This window comes from Pseudomonas sp. 1L-C-7-B-C1, assembly GCF_057291635.1.
The window spans coordinates 1-18,281 of the sequence record NZ_JBXAWH010000023.1 but is presented as its reverse complement, the minus strand read 5'-3'; the positions used below and the strand labels follow the sequence as shown (position 1 = coordinate 18,281).

General features: G+C 62.5%; 15 protein-coding genes. 10 read left to right on the top strand and 5 right to left on the bottom strand.

Annotated features, from left to right (window positions below; all coding sequences use genetic code 11):
* Nucleotides 1-645: 645 nt before the first annotated feature.
* Entirely contained in the window at nucleotides 646-993 is a 348-nt protein-coding gene (locus AC0Z8Z_RS25045; protein ID WP_485620928.1) for a DUF7957 family protein, read from the top strand.
* Nucleotides 994-1,107: 114 nt separating this feature from the next.
* Here the strand turns inward: AC0Z8Z_RS25045 and AC0Z8Z_RS25040 are convergent, their stop codons facing one another.
* Nucleotides 1,108-2,448: an ATP-binding protein gene (locus tag AC0Z8Z_RS25040; protein ID WP_485620927.1), complete on the bottom strand. Its 1,341-nt coding sequence runs from the start codon at nucleotides 2,446-2,448 to the stop codon at nucleotides 1,108-1,110.
* Entirely contained in the window at nucleotides 2,445-3,185 is a 741-nt protein-coding gene (locus AC0Z8Z_RS25035; protein WP_122534429.1) for a response regulator, read from the bottom strand. Before AC0Z8Z_RS25035 ends, AC0Z8Z_RS25040 begins: the two co-directional genes overlap by 4 nt.
* Nucleotides 3,186-3,490: 305 nt before the next feature.
* Between AC0Z8Z_RS25035 and AC0Z8Z_RS25030 the strand changes: the two genes are divergently transcribed.
* From AC0Z8Z_RS25030 to AC0Z8Z_RS25020, 3 genes are all read left to right on the top strand, one after another.
* On the top strand, nucleotides 3,491-3,754 hold the full coding sequence (locus AC0Z8Z_RS25030; RefSeq protein WP_074891841.1) for a DUF2790 domain-containing protein: 264 nt from the start codon (nucleotides 3,491-3,493) through the stop codon (nucleotides 3,752-3,754).
* A 78-nt stretch (nucleotides 3,755-3,832) separates the two neighbouring features.
* On the top strand, nucleotides 3,833-4,087 hold the full coding sequence (locus AC0Z8Z_RS25025) for a hypothetical protein (RefSeq protein ID WP_485620926.1): 255 nt from the start codon (nucleotides 3,833-3,835) through the stop codon (nucleotides 4,085-4,087).
* A gap of 139 nt (nucleotides 4,088-4,226) precedes the next feature.
* Nucleotides 4,227-6,176, top strand: a complete 1,950-nt coding sequence (locus AC0Z8Z_RS25020) for an AAA family ATPase (RefSeq protein WP_485620925.1) — start codon at nucleotides 4,227-4,229, stop codon at nucleotides 6,174-6,176.
* Between the two features lie 312 nt (nucleotides 6,177-6,488).
* On the opposite strand, the gene qhpR is transcribed toward AC0Z8Z_RS25020, so the two are convergent.
* On the bottom strand, nucleotides 6,489-7,565 hold the full coding sequence (gene qhpR / locus AC0Z8Z_RS25015; RefSeq protein WP_485620924.1) for an AraC-like transcriptional regulator QhpR: 1,077 nt from the start codon (nucleotides 7,563-7,565) through the stop codon (nucleotides 6,489-6,491).
* A 448-nt stretch (nucleotides 7,566-8,013) separates the two neighbouring features.
* Here qhpR and eat point away from each other — a divergent pair, with 448 nt between their 5' ends.
* From eat to AC0Z8Z_RS24995, 4 genes are all read left to right on the top strand, one after another.
* A complete protein-coding gene (eat, locus tag AC0Z8Z_RS25010; RefSeq protein ID WP_122534432.1) occupies nucleotides 8,014-9,366 on the top strand; it encodes an ethanolamine permease in 1,353 nt (450 codons plus the stop codon).
* A gap of 27 nt (nucleotides 9,367-9,393) precedes the next feature.
* Nucleotides 9,394-10,785, top strand: coding sequence for an ethanolamine ammonia-lyase subunit EutB (locus AC0Z8Z_RS25005; RefSeq protein ID WP_485620923.1), 1,392 nt, complete (start codon nucleotides 9,394-9,396; stop codon nucleotides 10,783-10,785).
* 49 nt (nucleotides 10,786-10,834) lie between these two features.
* Nucleotides 10,835-11,653 (top strand): ethanolamine ammonia-lyase subunit EutC, encoded by an 819-nt coding sequence (eutC, locus tag AC0Z8Z_RS25000; protein ID WP_485620922.1) that lies wholly within the window; start codon nucleotides 10,835-10,837, stop codon nucleotides 11,651-11,653.
* A gap of 611 nt (nucleotides 11,654-12,264) precedes the next feature.
* On the top strand, nucleotides 12,265-13,683 hold the full coding sequence (locus AC0Z8Z_RS24995) for a CoA transferase (RefSeq protein ID WP_485620921.1): 1,419 nt from the start codon (nucleotides 12,265-12,267) through the stop codon (nucleotides 13,681-13,683).
* Nucleotides 13,684-13,705: 22 nt separating this feature from the next.
* Here AC0Z8Z_RS24995 and argC read toward each other — a convergent pair whose 3' ends face one another.
* On the bottom strand, nucleotides 13,706-14,629 hold the full coding sequence (gene argC / locus AC0Z8Z_RS24990; protein ID WP_485620920.1) for an N-acetyl-gamma-glutamyl-phosphate reductase: 924 nt from the start codon (nucleotides 14,627-14,629) through the stop codon (nucleotides 13,706-13,708).
* Between the two features lie 116 nt (nucleotides 14,630-14,745).
* Between argC and AC0Z8Z_RS24985 the strand changes: the two genes are divergently transcribed.
* Complete coding sequence (locus AC0Z8Z_RS24985) at nucleotides 14,746-15,630, top strand: LysR family transcriptional regulator (protein WP_485620919.1); 885 nt, start codon at nucleotides 14,746-14,748, stop codon at nucleotides 15,628-15,630.
* Nucleotides 15,631-15,722: 92 nt separating this feature from the next.
* On the opposite strand, the gene AC0Z8Z_RS24980 is transcribed toward AC0Z8Z_RS24985, so the two are convergent.
* Nucleotides 15,723-16,154: a nuclear transport factor 2 family protein gene (locus AC0Z8Z_RS24980; RefSeq protein ID WP_205482827.1), complete on the bottom strand. Its 432-nt coding sequence runs from the start codon at nucleotides 16,152-16,154 to the stop codon at nucleotides 15,723-15,725.
* A gap of 265 nt (nucleotides 16,155-16,419) precedes the next feature.
* On the opposite strand from AC0Z8Z_RS24980, the gene yghX reads away from it, so the two are divergent.
* The gene (gene yghX / locus AC0Z8Z_RS24975; protein WP_485620918.1) at nucleotides 16,420-17,307 is read left to right on the top strand and encodes a YghX family hydrolase; all 888 of its coding nucleotides are present in this window, start codon (nucleotides 16,420-16,422) and stop codon (nucleotides 17,305-17,307) included.
* The last annotated feature ends 974 nt before the right edge of the window (nucleotides 17,308-18,281 follow it).

Below are 18,281 nucleotides of genomic sequence, written 5' to 3'. Positions count from 1 at the left end.
CGGGTATGGCGGCGCAATTACGCCAACCATGGCGAAGCGATACGCGACATCACTCAATACATCGTTGGGTATTACAACAACGAGCGGCTGCACTCAAAACTGGGGTATCTGCCACCGACCGTTTACGAACGGACGATGGCCTTGAAACAACCTATCGAGGTGTCCGGAATTAGTTGACCACTACATGTTGGTGGGACCGGCTTTAGCCGGGAAGACGCCCTTTCAGACACTGACATTTGATCGTTCCCACGCTCTGCGTGGTAATGCCGCCCCGGACGCTCTGCGTCCAGTGGACGACGCGCATTCAGGCCCGGGGGAGTGACGCGGAGCGTCACAGGATGCATCCCCCACGGGGAGCGTGGGGACGATCACAGTCCCACGTATTTGCGTTCGCCGCTGATTCCGGGCGGTGCCGAGATCCATGAAATCAGAGGCCATAAAGGGGCTTACAGCAGCGGAAATCAAATCTAAATTTGCACTTCCTGAGCTGCCCACCTTCATGTCAGAAGTATCTGTTCCAGCCGGAACCCGGATTAGGACCGGAGTGGTAAATCCAGTGTTTGGTGGGACGGGAAACGCCACGCAGTACGAGCTGCTTCAACGACTGCCCACCTCCGCGTTTAAAAACACGATAAGGCTTGACCAATGAATAACATTGCATTTTTGATAGTCCACGGAAAACTCACCATCGGCGACCGAACATTCGATCTTCCGCATCCTGTAGAAGAGGCACTTACTTATCATGATTTGATTATCGTTCGCCTCGAACCTCCAGCCGGTGTCATTTTCAACAGGAATGTTTATGGGATTAACCATGAGGGCGAAGTTCTCTGGCAGATAGAAGAAAGCCCCCATGGAACTCAAGAAGACAAGCCGTATGTGAATATCAACATAGGCCAGAACCACGATCTTATTGCGGGCAACTGGAATGGAGTGAGTTATTCCGTGAACCCTGAGAATGGAAAAATCACGGTTGTATCGTTCGACAAATAGTCAGACGGTTATAATGCGCGCCCCTGATCCCGATCGCCTCACGCCCTGCGTCCCGCAGGCGCTGCGCACTCAAGCCTGGAGAAGTGAGGCGGGGCGTGGGGACGATCAAGCTTGCTAAAGATCCGTGATCTTCACCGCGCCTGTCGCTATCCGTGCGGGCAGCTTCAACTGAGCACTCAACCCACCCCCTTCGCGGTTGGTGAGCGTCAAGGTGCCGCCCAGTGCGATCGTCAGTTGCTGCGCGATCGCCAGGCCCAGTCCGGTACCTCCGGTGTCGCGGTTGCGTGAGCTTTCGACGCGGTAGAACGGCTTGATCACTTCCGACAATTCCCCTTCGGCAATGCCCGGCCCGCGGTCGAGCACGTGCAGCGTCAGGCTCTGATCGGCGTGGGCGATCACTTCAATCTCCGCTGCACCACCGAACTTCAACGCGTTGTCGGTCAGGTTGACCAGCACCCGGCGCAGGGCGTGGGGGCGGGTGTCGATGATTGCGCCGGTCTTGCCGTTCAACTGCACGTCGCGGCCGACGTCTTGATAGTCGAACACCAGGCTGTCGAGGAATGAATCCATGTCCACGCGCCGCGCTGTCTCGGTCGAGGTGTCCATGCTGCGTGCGTACGCGACGCCTTCCTGAACCAGGTGCTGCATCTCGCTCAGGTCGCTCCAGAGCTTGTCTTTCTCGACGCCATCGTCCATGAACTCGGCGCGCAGTTTCATGCGGGTGATCGGGGTTTGCAGGTCGTGGGAGATCGCCGCCAGCAGTTGCATGCGCTCCTTCACGTAGGTCGAAATCCGTTGCTGCATGGTGTTGAACGCCACGGCGGCAAAGGCCACCTCGGTCGGGCCGCTTTCATCCAGGCGAATGCCTTCGCCGTTCGGATCGAGGTTGTCAACGGCGTGGGACAGGCGCGTCAGCGGGCGAATCGCTGTGCGTACGGCAAGCCAGGTGCAGACAAACAGCAGCACCAGTTGGCCGATCAACAACAATGGCAGCCAGGGCGACAGCGGGGTGATCTGCGGGCGCACGTCAATCGTCAGCGGGTTGCCGTCCTTCAGCGTCAGATGCGCCTGATAGTGCGGTCGGCTGTCGGCGATGTTATTGAACGTCAGTGTGTAATCGTGGCCCAGGCTTTCCTGCATCGAATGGACCGACATTGGCGCCTTGTCCATGTCCACCGGCGTACCGGTCTGGCCGGCACCCAGGATGTAGACGTAGGTCGGGTGTTCGAAACGTGGCAGCCAGGCCTGGCGTTCGTCGGCGGGCAGGCGTTCGAGGATGGCAACGGTAGTGCTGAGATCGCGCTCCATGTTGCCGAGCATCGTGGTCATTGCGCTTTCATAGCGCTCATAAAATTGCAGGCCGAACGACAGACCGTGGGCCAGCACCAGGCTGATCAGAAAAATCAGCGAGAGACGTGAGGCCAGGGTGCGCGGCCATCCGAAGCTCAGCTTCATGGGCTTTCCCCGAGAATTTCCACGGCGTAGGTGAACACGTAGCCCTCGTTGCGCACGGTCTTGATGTAGGCCGGGTCACGGGCGTCGTCGGCCAGTCGCTGACGCAAGCGGCTGACCAGCAAGTCGATCGAACGGTCGAATAGATCGGCGTCGCGGCCCTGGGTCAGGTTCAGCAGTTGATCGCGGCTCAATACCCGCTGCGGGTGGTCGAGGAAGGTGCGCAGCAAGCGGTATTCCGCGCCGCTGAGCGTCACCACCGTGCCCTGGGCGTCGAGCAAGTGGCGGGCGGTGGTGTCCAGCTTCCATTTGCCAAAGGCCAGCAAACGACCGGCTTCGGTGACGATCAGGTTCGGCGGCAGCATGCGGGTGCGGCGCAGCACAGCGTTGATCCGCGCCAGCAGTTCCCGGGCGGCGAAGGGCTTTACCAGGTAGTCATCGGCGCCCATTTCCAGGCCAATGATGCGGTCGGTTTCGTCGCTGCGGGCGGTGAGCATCAGCACGGGCGTCGTCTTGTGCTTGCCGGTGCGCAGCTCGCGGCACAGCAGCAGGCCGTCGTCGCCGGGCATCATGATGTCGAGCACGATCAGGTCGACAGGCGTCGATTCCAGGAACGAACGCATCTGCCTGCCGTCCGCCACCACCGTGGTGCGCAGGCCGTTCTTCTTCAGGTAGTTGCCCACCAGTTCCCGAATCTCGCGATCGTCATCGACAATCAGAATGTGATCGACGTGCTCCATTGCCGCAGCTCCCGTATTCATGTGTGTGAGGCGCATCTTAACCAGTCGCGCGTGACTTGCCTGCCGGGGTTTGTATTCCACTGTATCTGGCGCTGCCGGGCATACATGCGCATGCAAAAGGCAGGTTTTTCGGCGCGAATGTATCGCTGTGTATCTGCAGCGGGCTCTGACACGTAAGGATGATTTTCCGGCGGTTCGCGACACAAGCGAGATACCTGCGGGGCGTTCAATGGGACCCATCGAGACGACAGACACACACCGCCTCGAACCCTGACCGAATGACCCTTTGAATACCGGAGAACATCATGAACTGGAAGAACCTCAGCATCGCCACCCTGTTTGCCGCCATGAGCCTTGGCGCCCTGACCGCCCAAGCCCAGCCCGTTGCTCAAGCCCACAACTACATGTACGGCGAGCACCTGGACATCGCCAAGGCCTTGTCCACCGAAGTCGACCCAAGCCCGGCCTGCGGCGTGGTCAATGCTCACCTTCGCTACCTCGACTCTCAGGGCCAGCAACAGGTTCTGAATTACGAGACCGTTGCCCAGAACTGCCCGCAGGACAACTGAGTCCAGGGCCGCGCGGATGACGTGTCGCCGGCCGCCCGGTTCGCCCATTACCGTTGAAGATTACGTGAGGATCACACCATGACACCGATCAAAACCACCTTGTCCGCCGTTGCATTCGCACTCGCGGGTTTCGCCGTTCACGCCAACGCAGCGGTGCAGCACATCGGCGGCGACGAGCGCACCTGCTTCCAGCTTGCGCCGAAAGTCGCCGAAAACGGCTCCGACAAAACGCCACTGGTGATGTGGATCGAAAGCCGCGGGCAGATGGTTGCCGAAGGCGGCTCGGAACACACCCGGGTCGGCGTGGCGGGGCATCAGCAGAGCCGGGTGTGAAGGGCGTGACAGACGGTGGTCTTTCGGGCCGTCCGTGGTAACGGCGACACGCAAGTGGGCGGTGATCGGGCGGCAGGAGTAAGCTGTGCTCCTTTTTGACTGCCCGCGCCCACGCGCCGCTCAGGACCTGACACCCGCAATGAGATCACCCGCTGCCTTCGCGCCACCGCCGTCACTGTTTCTGCCCCTGACCGAAGATGTGTGCAAAGGCCTGGCCGCTGGCGAATCGCTGGACGATTTCCTCAATCAGGCAGGCCGGCCACAACTCGCCGCGCTCATGCTGCTGCTCAATCTCAAGGCCCTGGCCGCGCAAAACACCGCCGTCGAACAGCTCGAACGCATGCTCGATGACGTCCTGCGTGCGGCCGCCTCGGTTGAAGAAGCCGGCGGCCGATTTGCCGATCTGGTGCGCGGCAGGTTCACCGCCGACCATCTGGCCGCAGGGCTCTCGGTGCTTGAAATTGCCGGCGTCAGCCTGCTCGAAGACGCTGACATCGAGCAGCAGGATTACCTCGACGGGGAAGGGCAATGGGACTTCGGTTTTGGCCTGCGTCATCGCGCCAAACTGGAACCCCTGACCCGCGAGCTGGTGATGCCGTCCGGCGACGTGCTGCACCTGAGCGATCAACAGAGCCGGATTTTCGACGAGTTCAAGGTGTGCAGCGAGGAGTCGTTCCACCTGCAGGCCTATGCCGGCGTGGGCAAGACGTACTTGCTGGCGAAGTTCTTCGAGGTCCTGGTCCCGGAAAAGACCCTGCTCATGGCGACCTTTCCGGGTCAGGTGAGCGCGCTTCAGGCGCGGGTGCGCCAGGCCAATCCCGACGCGCGGATCAACGCGTGCACCTTCGGTCACATGGCCAACCTGCTGCTTAACCGCGATCTCACTGCGCGCGGCTGGCGCAACACCGACATTCAGCGTACCGGCGCCAGCTCGCTGGTCGATGACCGGCAAGTGGCGCAGTGGCTGAACCTGCAAGCCGTGGGCAAACTGCAGCCCCGTGATGTGGCGCGGGTCTGCCGCAGCACCGTGCACAGTTTCAGCCTGTCGCCGCTGGCGAATATCGAGGCGCGGCACTTGCCGTCCCTGGGCCATGCGGCGAGTCAGGCGGACATCGCCCTGCTGCTGGAATACAGCCGCCTGCTCTGGCGCGAGACGGTCAGGCCGTCGGCGCCGCACATTCGGTTGCCGATCCGCAACAGCCACCGGATCAAGTTCCTGGCGCTGAGCAACGAAGTCATCCCCGAGAACTTCAGCCACATCATCATCGACGAGAGCCACGAGCTGACGGCGCCGATGGTGCAGATCCTCGACCGCAGCCCCCAGGCGGTCATTACCCTAGGCGACGAATTCCAGCAGCTCAGCGGCAAGACCCCGCGCCACGGTGGCTTCATTCGCCAGCGATTCATGACCCAGTCGATTCGCGCCGGCAAGCAAATGGCCGACGTGCTCAACCCGCTGATTCAGATGCACCCCAGCGACATAAAAGAAGGCTTCGTCGGCCGCGCGCCGCACCCGACGAGGATCATCGGCCACAGCGTCATGCCGATCCCGGAAAAACCCACCACGATTCTGGTCGCCAACGAATGGGGCTTGTTTGCCTGGTTCAAGCGCCTGACCGAAGCAGGCGCGCGCTTTCAAATGCCACTGCGCACCCTTGAAAACCTCACGCTGTTCGTCAAAGGCCTGGACCTGCTCTACCGCGAAGACCTGCGCCCGCAACACCGGCTGATCTTCCGCTTCGCCTACTGGGACGCGCTGGCCTCGGCCATGGGCGGCAGCCACGAATTCAAGGCCATGCACGACTGGCTCGGCCAGGGCAACCGGCTGCAGGACTTCCTCGACACCACCCAGCGTTTCTGCAACGACCCGGCCGCCATTCTCAAACTGGCGAAAGTCGAAGACGTGAAGAACCAGGAGTTCGACTCGGTGCTGCTCTCCCGCGACCTCATGCGCCCACCGCGGGAAGGCTCGACGCATTCCCTCGCCAGCGTGTGCTCGCTGCTCTACACCGCCAGCTCCCGCGCCCGGCACGAACTGCTCCTGCCGGGGAACATGAACGACTGGTTGCAGGATTTGGGGCGGAAGTAGGTGCGGTTCTGGTCCAGACGGCGCATTGACGCCTGACGAACACTTTATTTGTGGGAGTGACCGGGGTGGCGCTCCACCTTGCTCACGAAAGCGGTATTCCATGCGCCGAAGATGTGGCGGATGTTCCTGCCCCTTCGTGAGCAAGCTCACTCCCACAGGTGCAGTGTTCGTTGCGAGACGGCAGCCCGTCCCACCAATGATGGGAATATGCGAACTGCCCGTCGATTGATGAATTGTGGGAGTGACCGGGGTGGCGCTCCACCTTGCTCGCGAAGACGGCATTTCAGGCAGTGGAGATCTGTAAGCGGATTGTCAAACCCGGCAGTCACCACCACGCCACTGCTTCGGACTCACTCCAAACCATCGTTTGAACGCCCGCGAGAATGCGCTGGTTTCCGAGTAGCCCAGCAGCGAGGCGAGTTGGGTGATGCTGAGGTTCTGCTGCTTCAGGTGGCTCAGGGCCGAATCCTGGCGGATCTGGTCCACCAGTTGCGTGAAGCTGATGCCGTGTTCGCGCAGTTTGCGCTGCAGGGTCCATTCGGACAGGCCCAGGGTCTGGGCAATGTCCTCCAGCGCCGGTTCGCCCAAGTGCAGGGTGGCGACGATGGTCTGGCGGGCGCGGTCAAGGAGCGTCGCTTCGTGGCGGTTGCCCGTGCTGCTGCCGTTTTCGCCCAACTGACGGATCGCGTCCTTGATCAGCATCAGCAGGATCGGGTCGCTGCCCGGCATGGCCTTGCCGACGACATCGCCCTTGGGAATCAGCAGTGAATTGCAGCCCTGCCCGAAAGTTACGTCAGCGCGGAAGACGTCGCGGTGCTCGTGCCAGCCCTGGGGTTGGGCGTGTTCGAAGGCCACTTGCCGAGGTGCCCAGTCCGGGCCGAGCACGTGGCGCACGAGGTTCAGCGCCATGCCCATGGTCAGTTCGGCGTCCTGGCGGCGTTCGTTGATCGCGCCGTGGCGGACCTGATAATCAAACCGGAAGCACTCGCCTTGATCGACCAGTTCGATCAGCGTGCTGTGCTGGTGGAAGGGGAAGGCGGCGGAAAAGTTGATCAGCGCGTCTTCCAGCGTCGCCGAGCACAGACCAATGTAGCCCAGCAGACCCAGTGCCTGAGGCCGGAATTGCTGGCCGTAACGCAGGCCGAAATTGTCGCAGCCGGTCTGGCTCGCGGCTTCTTCCAGCACTTTGCAGTAGTTGGTCAGCGGCAGGCTCAGGGTCGGGTGCAGCAATTGCTCGGGGTCGATCCCGGACCGCCCGAATACGCGGTCCAGATCACCGCCGTGCTGCAGGATGAACCCGTCGAGCCCATTGGCCGCAGCCGACAGCACGCCGCGGTTGCTGGCGGCGGGCATGTTCGATGCGGCGGCGGGGACGAGGGTCGGGAGCATAGGGGTGATGGCTCTGACGGTGTGTAGGCAAAGTGTGCAAGCAAATGTCATACCTTCATGGCTTCAGCACACCTTCCGGCAACCACGGGCCGGCCTGCCATTTAGCTGTGGAGGCTTGATCGCATCTCGGCTGGGTGGACGTCTTCGCGAGCAAGCTCGCTCCCACAAGAGGCGCGGTGCTACCCGGCGACTCATCCGGCAACCAGAGTTTTGGGAAGTACGGTGCCACGCTGACCCGGAAACACAGCCTTACACTGACCTCAATCGTGACCCCCAATAAAGCACCGGGCCGTTTTCACGCGCCAGCGTGGCGCACCCCCGGCAGATACCCGGAAAACTTGACCGCAGACGACATACGGTGCAACGCAGTGTCAAGCCATGGCCGGCGCGCTGTGACTATGCTCGACGGCAGACAAATACCGTCGCCTGGCTACCGGGGTACACGCTCATGACTGCTTCACAACTCAAACCGACCTTGGGAACCCTGCACTTGTGGGGATTGGCCGTGGGCCTGGTGATTTCCGGCGAATACTTCGGCTGGAGTTACGGCTGGGGCACCGCCGGGACGCTGGGCTTTCTGGTGACCACGCTGATGGTCGCGGTGATGTACACCTGTTTCATCTTCAGTTTCACCGAGCTGACCACCGCGATTCCCAACGCAGGCGGGCCGTTTGCCTACAGCTTGCGCGCCTTCGGCGTCACCGGCGGGATGATCGCGGGGCTGGCGACACTGATCGAATTCGTCTTCGCCCCACCGGCCATCGCCATGGCCATCGGCGCCTACCTCAACGTGCAGTACCCGTCCCTTGACCCAAGGGTTGCGGCCATCGGCGCGTACTTCGTCTTCATGACCCTGAACATTTTGGGCGTGAGCATCGCCGCGACCTTCGAACTGGTGGTCACCGTCCTGGCGGTCGCCGAACTGCTGGTGTTCATGGGCGTCGTCGCGCCGGGCTTCAGCTTCAGCAACTTCGTGCTGGGCGGCTGGGCGGGTTCCGACACCTTTGGTCTGCCGGCCATCAGCGGGATGTTCGCGGCGATCCCGTTTGCCATCTGGTTCTTCCTCGCCATCGAAGGCGCGGCCATGGCGGCCGAAGAAGCCAAGGACCCGAAACGCACCATCCCGCGGGCCTATGTGGCGGGCATTCTGACCTTGGTGGTGCTGGCGATCGGCGTGATGATCTTCGCCGGCGGCGTGGGCGACTGGCGCACGCTGTCGAACATCAATGACCCGCTGCCCCAGGCAATGAAGGCCGTGGTCGGCGGCAATTCGAACTGGATGCACATGCTGGTGTGGATTGGCCTGTTCGGTCTGGTCGCCAGTTTCCACGGCATCATTCTCGGTTACTCGCGGCAGTTCTTTGCCCTGGCGCGGGCGGGCTTTCTGCCGCCGAGCCTGGCGAAACTGTCGCGCTTCCAGACCCCACACCGCGCCATCCTCGCAGGCGGTGTGATCGGCATCATCGCGATTCTCAGCGACGGTGTGATCAATCTGCAGGGCATGACGCTGACCGCCGCGATGATCACCATGTCGGTGTTTGGCGCTATCGTGATGTACATCATCAGCATGCTCAGCCTGTTCAAGTTGCGCCGCAGCGAACCGAACCTTGAGCGCAGCTTCCGCGCCCCGGGTTACCCAGTCGTGCCGGGGATCGCCCTGGTGCTGGCGGTGGTGTGCCTCGTCGCCATGGTCTGGTTCAACCTGCTGATCTGCGCCATATTCATTTGCCTGATGGCCGTGGGCGCGCTGTTCTGCAAAATGGTCCGCGGACGCAGTGCGGCGGTCGCGGTCACCGGTTAATCACGCGGTTCGATAAAAGAGGTGTGCATGAGCTTTTCCCACAGCATCGGTGGCATGGTCTGGCGCTTCGACAGCCTGCGGGAACTCATGGCCAAGGCCAGCCCCGCGCGCTCAGGCGACTTCCTGGCCGAAGTGGCCGCGAGCAGCGATGGCGAGCGTGCGGCGGCGCAAATGGCCTTGGCCGACGTGCCGCTCAAGCAGTTCCTCACCGAAGCGCTGATTCCCTACGAAGAGGATGAAATCACCCGCTTGATCGTCGACAGCCATGACCGCGCGGCCTTTGCCCCGGTCAGCCATCTCACGGTTGGCGGCTTCCGCGACTGGCTGCTGGGGGACGACGCCACCGAGGCCAGCCTCAAGGAACTGGCGCCGGGGCTGACCCCGGAGATGGCGGCGGCGGTGTCGAAGATCATGCGGGTGCAGGATCTGGTGCTGGTGTCCCAGAAGATTCGCGTCGTCACCCGCTTTCGCAACACCGTCGGCCTGCGCGGGCGCATGTCCACCCGACTGCAACCCAATCACCCCACCGATGACCCGGCCGGCATCGCCGCCAGCGTGCTCGACGGCCTGCTGTACGGCAACGGCGACGCCATGATCGGCATCAACCCGGCCACCGACAGCGTCAGCGCCATCAGTGAACTGCTGAAAATGCTCGACGGCGTCATTCGTCATTACGAGATTCCCACCCAGTCTTGCGTGCTGACCCACGTCACCTCTTCGGTCGCGGCCATCGAAAAGGGCGTGCCGCTGGATTTGGTGTTCCAGTCCATCGCCGGCACCGAAGCGGCCAACAGCGGTTTCGGCATCAGCCTGGAAGTTCTTCGCGAAGGCTACGAAGCCGGGCTGAGCCTGAAGCGCGGGCCGCTGGGCGACAACCTGATGTACTTCGAAACCGGGCAGGGCAGCGCCTTGTCGGCCAACGCTCACCACGGCGTCGATCAACAGACCTGCGAGGCCCGCGCCTACGCCGTCGCGCGGCATTTCAATCCGTTTCTGGTGAACACCGTGGTCGGCTTCATCGGCCCGGAATACCTCTACAACGGCAAGCAGATCATTCGCGCGGGGCTGGAAGACCACTTTTGCGGCAAGCTGCTCGGCGTGCCCATGGGCTGCGACATCTGCTACACCAACCATGCCGAAGCCGATCAGGACGACATGGACGTGCTGCTGACGTTGCTCGGCGTCGCGGGGATCAATTTCATCATGGGCATTCCGGGGTCCGACGACGTGATGCTCAATTACCAGACCACCTCGTTTCACGACGCCCTGTATGCACGCAAGACCCTCGGCCTGCGCCCGGCGCCGGAGTTCGAGGAATGGCTGACGCGCATGGACATCCTGCGTCAGGATGACGGCGGCGTGCGGCTGGGGCAGGGCGTGCCGCCGCTGTTCCGCAAGGCGCTGGCGCAACTGAATTAGGCGAATTGAATGACCAGCGTGATCAGCAGTCGAGAGAAGGGCATGAGCCATGAGCGATGACAAGAAATCACCCGCACACGCCGATGCCTGGCAGCAGTTGCGCTCGTTGACCTCGGCGCGGATCGCCCTCGGGCATGCCGGCACCAGCCTGCCGACGGCGGCCCAGCTGGATTTCCAGTTCGCTCATGCACAGGCCCGCGACGCGGTGCATCTGGCGTTCGATCACGGGGCGCTGGCAGAGCAACTGGCGGGCCGCTCCCGCGAGACGTTGACCCTGCAAAGCTCGGCAGCCGATCGCAATATCTATCTGCAGCGCCCTGATCTGGGGCGGCGCTTGTCCGAGACGTCGGCTGCCCAACTGAAGGATTACGCGGCGGCCCATCCTGAAGGATTCGATCTGGCGCTGGTGGTCGCTGACGGGTTGTCTGCCTTGGCGGTGCAGCGTCACAGCCCGGCGATGCTGGAGCGCATTGATGAAATGGCGTCAGCGGAGGGTTGGAGCCTGGCGCCGGTGGTGTTGGTGGAACAGGGCCGGGTCGCCGTTGCCGATGAAATTGGTGCACTGCTCAACGCGCGCATGGTGGTGATCCTGATCGGCGAGCGGCCAGGCCTCAGCTCGCCGGACAGCCTCGGCCTGTACTTCACCTACGCACCGCGCGTGGGCCTGAACGACGCCGCGCGCAACTGCATTTCCAACGTGCGCCTCGAGGGCATGAGCTACGCCATGGCAGCGCACAAATTGCTGTACCTGATGCGCGAAGCCTGGCGCCGGCAACTGTCCGGCGTGAATCTTAAAGACGACGCACAAGTGCCGGTACTGGAAGCGGGCGAGGGCAGCCGGCCGGGGAATTTTTTGCTGGGTGGATGATGAACCAAGGCAGCCCAGATGATCGTGCCCACGCTCTGCGTGGACATGCCTCCCGTGACGCTCCGCGTCACCTTTGCAGGGCTGGAAATATCTGGCGTCTTTTCCGACGCCTTCCCGGCTAAAGCCGGTCCCACATTTTTAGTTCACAGCCGGTTTGACTGGATGCACGCGGTGCTTTTAGTGGGACCGGCTTCAGCCGGGAAGAGGCCGGCACATCCGCTGCATCTCCACCGGCAGAAAAACCCCTTCGCGAGCAAGCTCGCTCCCACATAATCGTCGATGCCGCCGGATCTGAGCCAGCCTGCAGAACGTGTGGGAGTGAGCTCGCTCACGAATAAGCCAGCACATCCGCTGCATATCCACCGGCAGAGACGCCGCTTTCCCGGCTAAAGCCGGTCCCACGTTTTAGGTCTCAGCCGGTTTGACTGGATGCACGCGGTGCTTTTAGTGGGACCGGCTTCAGCCGCGAAGAGGCCAGTCCATCCGCTGAATCTCCACCGGCAGAGACACCGCTTTCCCGGCTAAAGCCGGTCCTACGAACTGCGCGGTGTCAGCCCGCTTTCCAGATTCATTTGCTAGGCTGCTCCCACCACTCCCGAGAGCGCTGCCCCATGTCGACTGCCCATTCCGACTGTGCCACCACGCACTTCTTACGTGAATTCTGGTTGGCCCTCGGCGGCGAGCCTCGCTACCTCGATCATCTCCAGATCACTGGCGAAGGCGCGCTGGCGTCGGTATTCCCGGTCACTGGTTTCGCCACCGCCGCCATCGCTGCCGCGCATCTGGCGGTGGGCGAACTGATTGATCAGGCCCACGGCGCCTCGCCTGCGATCACGGTCGATCGGCGCCTGGCCTCGTTCTGGTTCTCAACGTCCCTTCAGCCCCAGGGCTGGTCACTGCCGGCGCAGTGGGACGCGGTGGCGGGGGACTATCGCGCGGCGGATGGCTGGATTCGTTTACACACCAACGCGCCGCACCATCGTCAGGCCGCGCTCGCCGTGCTGAAAACCGCCGCCGAGCGCGACGTGGTGAGTCAGGCCGTGCTGCGCTGGAAGGCCAGTGAGCTGGAAAGCGCGGTGGTCGACAATCAGGGGTGTGCTGCCGCAATGCGTAGCGCTTCGGCCTGGCGCGAACATCCCCAAGGCCGCGCCGTCGCCGCCGAACCCTTGCTCCATCGCGCGCAGGCCCCAGCGGCACCGGCTGCAGGGCATCAGCCAAACTCTGCACGACCCGAATGGATCGTCCCGCGCGATCGTCCTTTGCAGGGCATCCGCGTGCTCGACCTCACGCGCATCCTGGCCGGCCCGGTGGCGACGCGGTTTCTTGCCGGTTTCGGCGCCGAGGTACTGCGCATCGATCCCCCTGGCTGGGACGAGCCCGGCACCGTGCCGGAGGTGGTGCTGGGCAAACGCTGCGCGCGGCTGGACCTGCGCGACCCTGCCGATCGCGCAGTGCTGGAGGGCCTGATCAGCGAAGCGGACGTGATGGTTCACGGCTACCGCGCCGACGCCCTCGCGCGGCTGGGCCTCAGTGCCGAACGCCGCCGCCAGCTCAATCCCGGTCTGGTGGATGTATCGCTCAACGCCTACGGCTGGACCGGCCCATGGCGCGAGCGACGCGGTTTCGACAGCCTGGTGCAGATGAGTTGCGGCATCGCCGATGCGGGCATGGTCGCAGCGGGAAGTGATCGGCCCGTGCCGCTGCCGGTGCAGGCGCTGGATCACGCCACGGGGTATTTGATGGCGGCGGCAGCCGTGCGTGGACTGACCGAGCGACTGACCACCGGGCAGGGCGTTCAGGTTCAAGCATCCCTTGCCCGCACTGCGTTATCGCTGATGTCGTTTGCCCCAATCGAGGCGCAGCCTTCAGCGCTGCACCCGTTGACCCCTCGGGATTACTCCACCGACATCGAGTACACCGCTTGGGGAACGGCGCTGCGCCTCAAACCCGCCGGGCAGATCGACGGCACGCCGACCCACTGGGATTTACCGGCGTGCGCATTGGGCAGCGTCGACGCGAAATGGCTGTAACGCGCGACGGGTCGAACGTCAGTCAGCCACCCGCAATCATCACATCCAGGTTCTGCACCGCCGCCCCGGCTGCGCCTTTGCCGAGGTTGTCGAACACGGCGGCGAGCAATACGTGGCCATCGTTTTCAAACACCATCAGCCGCAGGTTATCCGTGCCATTGAGCTGGCGCGGATCAATCCCGGTCAGCGCGCGCGACTGCTCCATCGGCATGACTTCGACATACCCGCTGCCCTGATAATGTTCAGCCAGGGCGTCATGCAGCGTCGTGCCCGTTACGCCGTGGGGCAGCAGGCGCGTTTGCAGCGCGATGGTCAGCACGATGCCCTGACGAAACGCGCCATACGCCGGAACGAACACCGGCCGCTCGCTCAGCCCGCTGTACTGCTGGATTTCCGGGACGTGCTTGTGCGCGAGACTCAGACCGTAGACTTGAAACGGAATCGACTGGGCCGCGTCAGGCCCCTCGAATTCATCGACCCCGGCGCGGCCTTTGCCCGAATAGCCTGACACCGCGTTGATGCTGATCGGGTAGTCGCGGGGCAGCAAACCTGCATCCAGCAATGGCCGCAAGAGACCGATCGCCCCGGTGGGGTAGCAGCCCGGATTGCTCACCCGGCGGGCGCTGGCGATGCTTTGTTTCTGCGCGTCGCTCATCTGCGCGAAGCCGTAGACCCAGTCAGGGTGGGTGCGGTGCGCAGAGCTGGCATCGATGACCCGCACGTCCGGATTGGTGATGCTCGCGGCCGCATCGCGCGCGGCATCGTCCGGCAGGCACAGCACGGCGATGTCACACGCATTGATCGCGGCAGCTCGGCTCACAGGGTTCTTGCGATGCTCGGCCGGCAGGGTGACCACATGCAGGTCGGTGCGGCCTTGCAGGCGCTGGTGAATTTGCAGGCCGGTGGTGCCTTGGTCGCCGTCGATGAAAACAATAGGGAGGGGCATGGGTTCGATTCCGCAAAAAGGTCGTCAATGGACGCCATCTTCCAGTCCGCTCGTGGATAGAGAAAGTTGAATTTATTGACGGTAGACTTCAGCTTTTCTGAAGGAGGGGCCGGGCGATGCGGGAAATCAGTCTGGATCGGTTGCGCACGTTAGTGGCCATCGCCGATCACGGGTCGTTCGCTGAAGCGGCGCGAGTCCTGAACCTCGCGCCGCCGACGGTCAGCCTGCACATTGCCGATCTGGAGCAACGGGTGGGCGGCGTCTTGCTGTCGCGCACTCGCGGACGGGTTCAGCCTTCGGCCATCGGCGACACCCTGATCGAACGCGCGCGGCGCCTGTTGGCCGATGCCGAGCAGGCGCTGGAAGACGTCGAGCGTCAGGTTCAGGGACTGGCCGGGCGGGTGCGACTGGGTGCGTCAACCGGTGTCATCGCGCAATTGCTGCCCCAGGCGCTGGAAACCCTGGAGCAGGTGCACCCCGGCATCGACGTGCAGGTTGCGGTGCTGACGTCGCAACAGACGCTGCAAAAGCTCGCGGACGGCAGCCTGGACATCGGGGTGATTGCATTGCCCCAGGCGCCGGTAAAAGGACTGTCGATTCAGCCGTGGCGGCGCGACCCGGTGATGGCGTTCCTGCCGGCTCGCTGGGACTCTCCGCCAGTGATAACGCCGTCATGGCTCGCCAGTCAGCCGCTGATTCTCAACGACGCCACCACGCGGCTCTCCCGCCAGGTGGCGGAGTGGTTTGCGGGCGAGGGGCCGCAGCCGACGCCGCGCATTCAGCTCAATTACAATGACGCGATCAAGAGTCTGGTGGGGGCGGGCTATGGCGCGACCTTATTGCCCCACGAAGCATCCACGCCAGCGCCCGAGAACCGCATTGTCATGCGTCCGTTGCAGCCGGCGTTGTGGCGGGAATTGGGCATTGCGCACCGGGCGGGAAGCGTCGAACGCTCGACCGGGTTTGTGCTGGAGGTGTTGCAGGAGCTGGAGGCGTTATAGATCAAGGGGTGGTAAAGCAGACGTGTAGCCGAAGCCGACCGGTGCGTGATCCTGTCAGGCGCCCGGTCGGTTACAGCGTGGCTGTCATGCCATCAGAATTTGAACGCCTGGCGCCCGATCAGCAGCCATTGGCCTTTCTGTTTCTGCCAGACCTGGAAGTTTTCAATCTCGGTCGGCACGACCTTACCACTGTTCACAGCTTCTGCGGAGAAGTGATTGCGCACCAGAGCAGTGTCGCCGTTCATGTTGATTTTCTGGTTTTTCATCTCAAGGGTATTGAAGCCGCTGCGACCGGTTTCGATGTCGGCGATGAACTCATCCTTGTTCTGCACTTTGCCGCTGGAGTGGCCGTAGGTGACGTTGTCGGACGTCAGGGCTTTGAGGCCGGCGATGTCCTTGTGCAGCATCGCCTGGGTCATTTTGTCCACCGCTTTGGCGACGTCTTGCTCATCGGCAGAGGGAGCAGCGGCAACGAAGCCTGAAAACAGGCACAGGAAGCCGAGGGTCAGTTTGAGTCTGGTCATGGGTGCATCCTTTTTTATTGTTGATGGAAGCGTAAAGCAGGGGCCGTTTTGGTAACAGTGGCTTTGTACGTCGTCGTACAACTGCGCCGCTCAGGCTAGCCCACAACGGGCGTGTTGGAAAGGGCGTGTTTGAAACCGGGGAGCCGCTGCGGCGCGTCTTGATACAGGCTGGCGAAATACTGCTTTACTGAGGACTCGCTGCGGCACGTTCAGGCGCTCGCTATCGCGCCTGTGGCCGTTGAACCACCGATGAGGATGCGCACAGATGACCCGTCTCACCGCCAAAGACTTCGCCCCGGAATTGCTTGAGCTCTATGACCACTATGTTCACGGCAAGATCAATCGCCGGGAGTTTCTCGATCGCGCGGCGGTATTCGCGGTGGGCGGCCTTGCGGCGACGACGATTCTGGCCTCATTGAGCCCCAACTATGCGCTGGCCGAGCAGGTCGAGTTTACCGACCCGGACATCATCGCCGAGTACATCACGTATCCGTCGCCCAAGGGCCATGGTCAGGTGCGCGGGTATCTGGTGCGGCCGGCGAAGGCCGATGCCAAAGTCGCGTCGGTGCTGGTGGTGCATGAGAACCGCGGTCTGAATCCCTACATCGAAGACGTCGCCCGCCGTGTGGCCAAAGCCGGTTTCATTGCCTTGGCGCCTGACGGTCTGACGTCGGTCGGGGGCTATCCGGGCAATGACGACAAGGGCCGCGAGCTGCAGCAGAAAGTCGACCCGGAAAAGCTGATGAACGATTTCTTTGCGGGCATCGAATGGCTGATGGCTCATCACGCCTCCACCGGAAAAGTCGGGATCACCGGGTTTTGTTATGGCGGGGGTGTCTCGAATGCGGCCGCAGTGGCCTACCCGGAGCTGGCGGCGGCGGTGCCATTTTATGGCCGGCAGCCCAGGGCTGAAGACGTGAGCCGGATAAAGGCGCCGTTGTTGTTGCATTACGCTGAGCTGGATAAGCCGATCACCGACGGCTGGCCGGCGTATGAAGCGGCGTTGAAGGCGGCGGGGAAGACCTATGAGGCTCATATTTATAAGGGCGCCAATCACGGGTTTCATAACGATTCGACGCCACGGTATGACGATGCCGCCGCGACATTGGCGTGGAACCGGACGGTGGATTGGTTCAGGAAGTACCTGGTCTGAGGGAGCGCGGTGCGGCTGGGGAAGATCAAGAGCGTCTGCCTGGGGGCAGACTGTTTCGCCTTCGGCGACTTACTTTTGAAAAGCACCAAAAGTAAGCAAAAGTGCCTGCTCCTGGTTGGGCCCTTCCTTCGTCAGGGTTCCTTCACTCCGGTCTCGCTCCGTGGGCCCGCGCCGAACGGACATCCATGTCCTGACGGCGCTCTCGCCGCATCCATGCGGCTCGGCCCACTGCGCGAGACCTGCGTTCAGCCTGCACCAAAGTCGCGATTGGCGGTGTTTGGGCCTTTTGTGTTCGAAGATCAAGATCAACAGCTTCCCGGCTGAAGCCGGTCCTACTGGATGCACGCGATGCTTTTTGTAGGACTGGCTTTAGCCGGGAAGAGGCCAGTGTGTTCGCCATCACTTTTGCGGTGTGGCGCCGAATGCCTTCCCGGCTAAAGCCGGTCCTACAGTCGAGGTCGCCGCTAATCCCATGGTGCGCATTGATTGTTCCTCACGCTCCGCGTGGGAATGCATCCCCTGACGCTCCGCGTCACCGGTCTGCTGGAGGAACGCGCACTCATTTTGGGACTGGCTTCAACCGGGAAGAGGCCAGCGTGTTCGCCACCACTTTTGCGGTGTGACGCCCGACGCCTTCCCGGCTAAAGCCGGTCCTACAGTCGAGGTCGCCGCTAATCCCATGGTGCGCATTGATCGTTCCTTACGCTCCGCGTGGGAATGCATCCCCTGACGCTCTGCGTCACCGGTCTGGCTGAAGGAACGCGTACTCATTGTGGGACCGGCTTTAGCCGGGAAGAGGCCAGTGTGTTCGCCATCACTTTCGCGGTATGCCACCCGACGCCTTCCCGGCCAAAGCCGGTTCCACTAGGTGATCGCGGTGTGTAGTGGTCAACTAATTCCGGACACCTCGATAGGTGGTTTCAAGATCATCGTCCGTTCGTAAACGGTCGGTGGCAGATACCCCAGTTTCGAGT

Excerpts from the sequence above, each read along its gene's own strand:
- AC0Z8Z_RS25045 (WP_485620928.1), top strand. The coding sequence starts at position 646 with ATGAATAACATTGCATTTTTGATAGTCCACGGAAAACTCACCATCGGC.
- AC0Z8Z_RS25040 (WP_485620927.1), bottom strand. The coding sequence starts at position 2,448 with ATGAAGCTGAGCTTCGGATGGCCGCGCACCCTGGCCTCACGTCTCTCG.
- AC0Z8Z_RS25035 (WP_122534429.1), bottom strand. The coding sequence starts at position 3,185 with ATGGAGCACGTCGATCACATTCTGATTGTCGATGACGATCGCGAGATT.
- AC0Z8Z_RS25030 (WP_074891841.1), top strand. The coding sequence starts at position 3,491 with ATGAACTGGAAGAACCTCAGCATCGCCACCCTGTTTGCCGCCATGAGC.
- AC0Z8Z_RS25025 (WP_485620926.1), top strand. The coding sequence starts at position 3,833 with ATGACACCGATCAAAACCACCTTGTCCGCCGTTGCATTCGCACTCGCG.
- AC0Z8Z_RS25020 (WP_485620925.1), top strand. The coding sequence starts at position 4,227 with ATGAGATCACCCGCTGCCTTCGCGCCACCGCCGTCACTGTTTCTGCCC.
- qhpR (WP_485620924.1), bottom strand. The coding sequence starts at position 7,565 with ATGCTCCCGACCCTCGTCCCCGCCGCCGCATCGAACATGCCCGCCGCC.
- eat (WP_122534432.1), top strand. The coding sequence starts at position 8,014 with ATGACTGCTTCACAACTCAAACCGACCTTGGGAACCCTGCACTTGTGG.
- AC0Z8Z_RS25005 (WP_485620923.1), top strand. The coding sequence starts at position 9,394 with ATGAGCTTTTCCCACAGCATCGGTGGCATGGTCTGGCGCTTCGACAGC.
- eutC (WP_485620922.1), top strand. The coding sequence starts at position 10,835 with ATGAGCGATGACAAGAAATCACCCGCACACGCCGATGCCTGGCAGCAG.
- AC0Z8Z_RS24995 (WP_485620921.1), top strand. The coding sequence starts at position 12,265 with ATGTCGACTGCCCATTCCGACTGTGCCACCACGCACTTCTTACGTGAA.
- argC (WP_485620920.1), bottom strand. The coding sequence starts at position 14,629 with ATGCCCCTCCCTATTGTTTTCATCGACGGCGACCAAGGCACCACCGGC.
- AC0Z8Z_RS24985 (WP_485620919.1), top strand. The coding sequence starts at position 14,746 with ATGCGGGAAATCAGTCTGGATCGGTTGCGCACGTTAGTGGCCATCGCC.
- AC0Z8Z_RS24980 (WP_205482827.1), bottom strand. The coding sequence starts at position 16,154 with ATGACCAGACTCAAACTGACCCTCGGCTTCCTGTGCCTGTTTTCAGGC.
- yghX (WP_485620918.1), top strand. The coding sequence starts at position 16,420 with ATGACCCGTCTCACCGCCAAAGACTTCGCCCCGGAATTGCTTGAGCTC.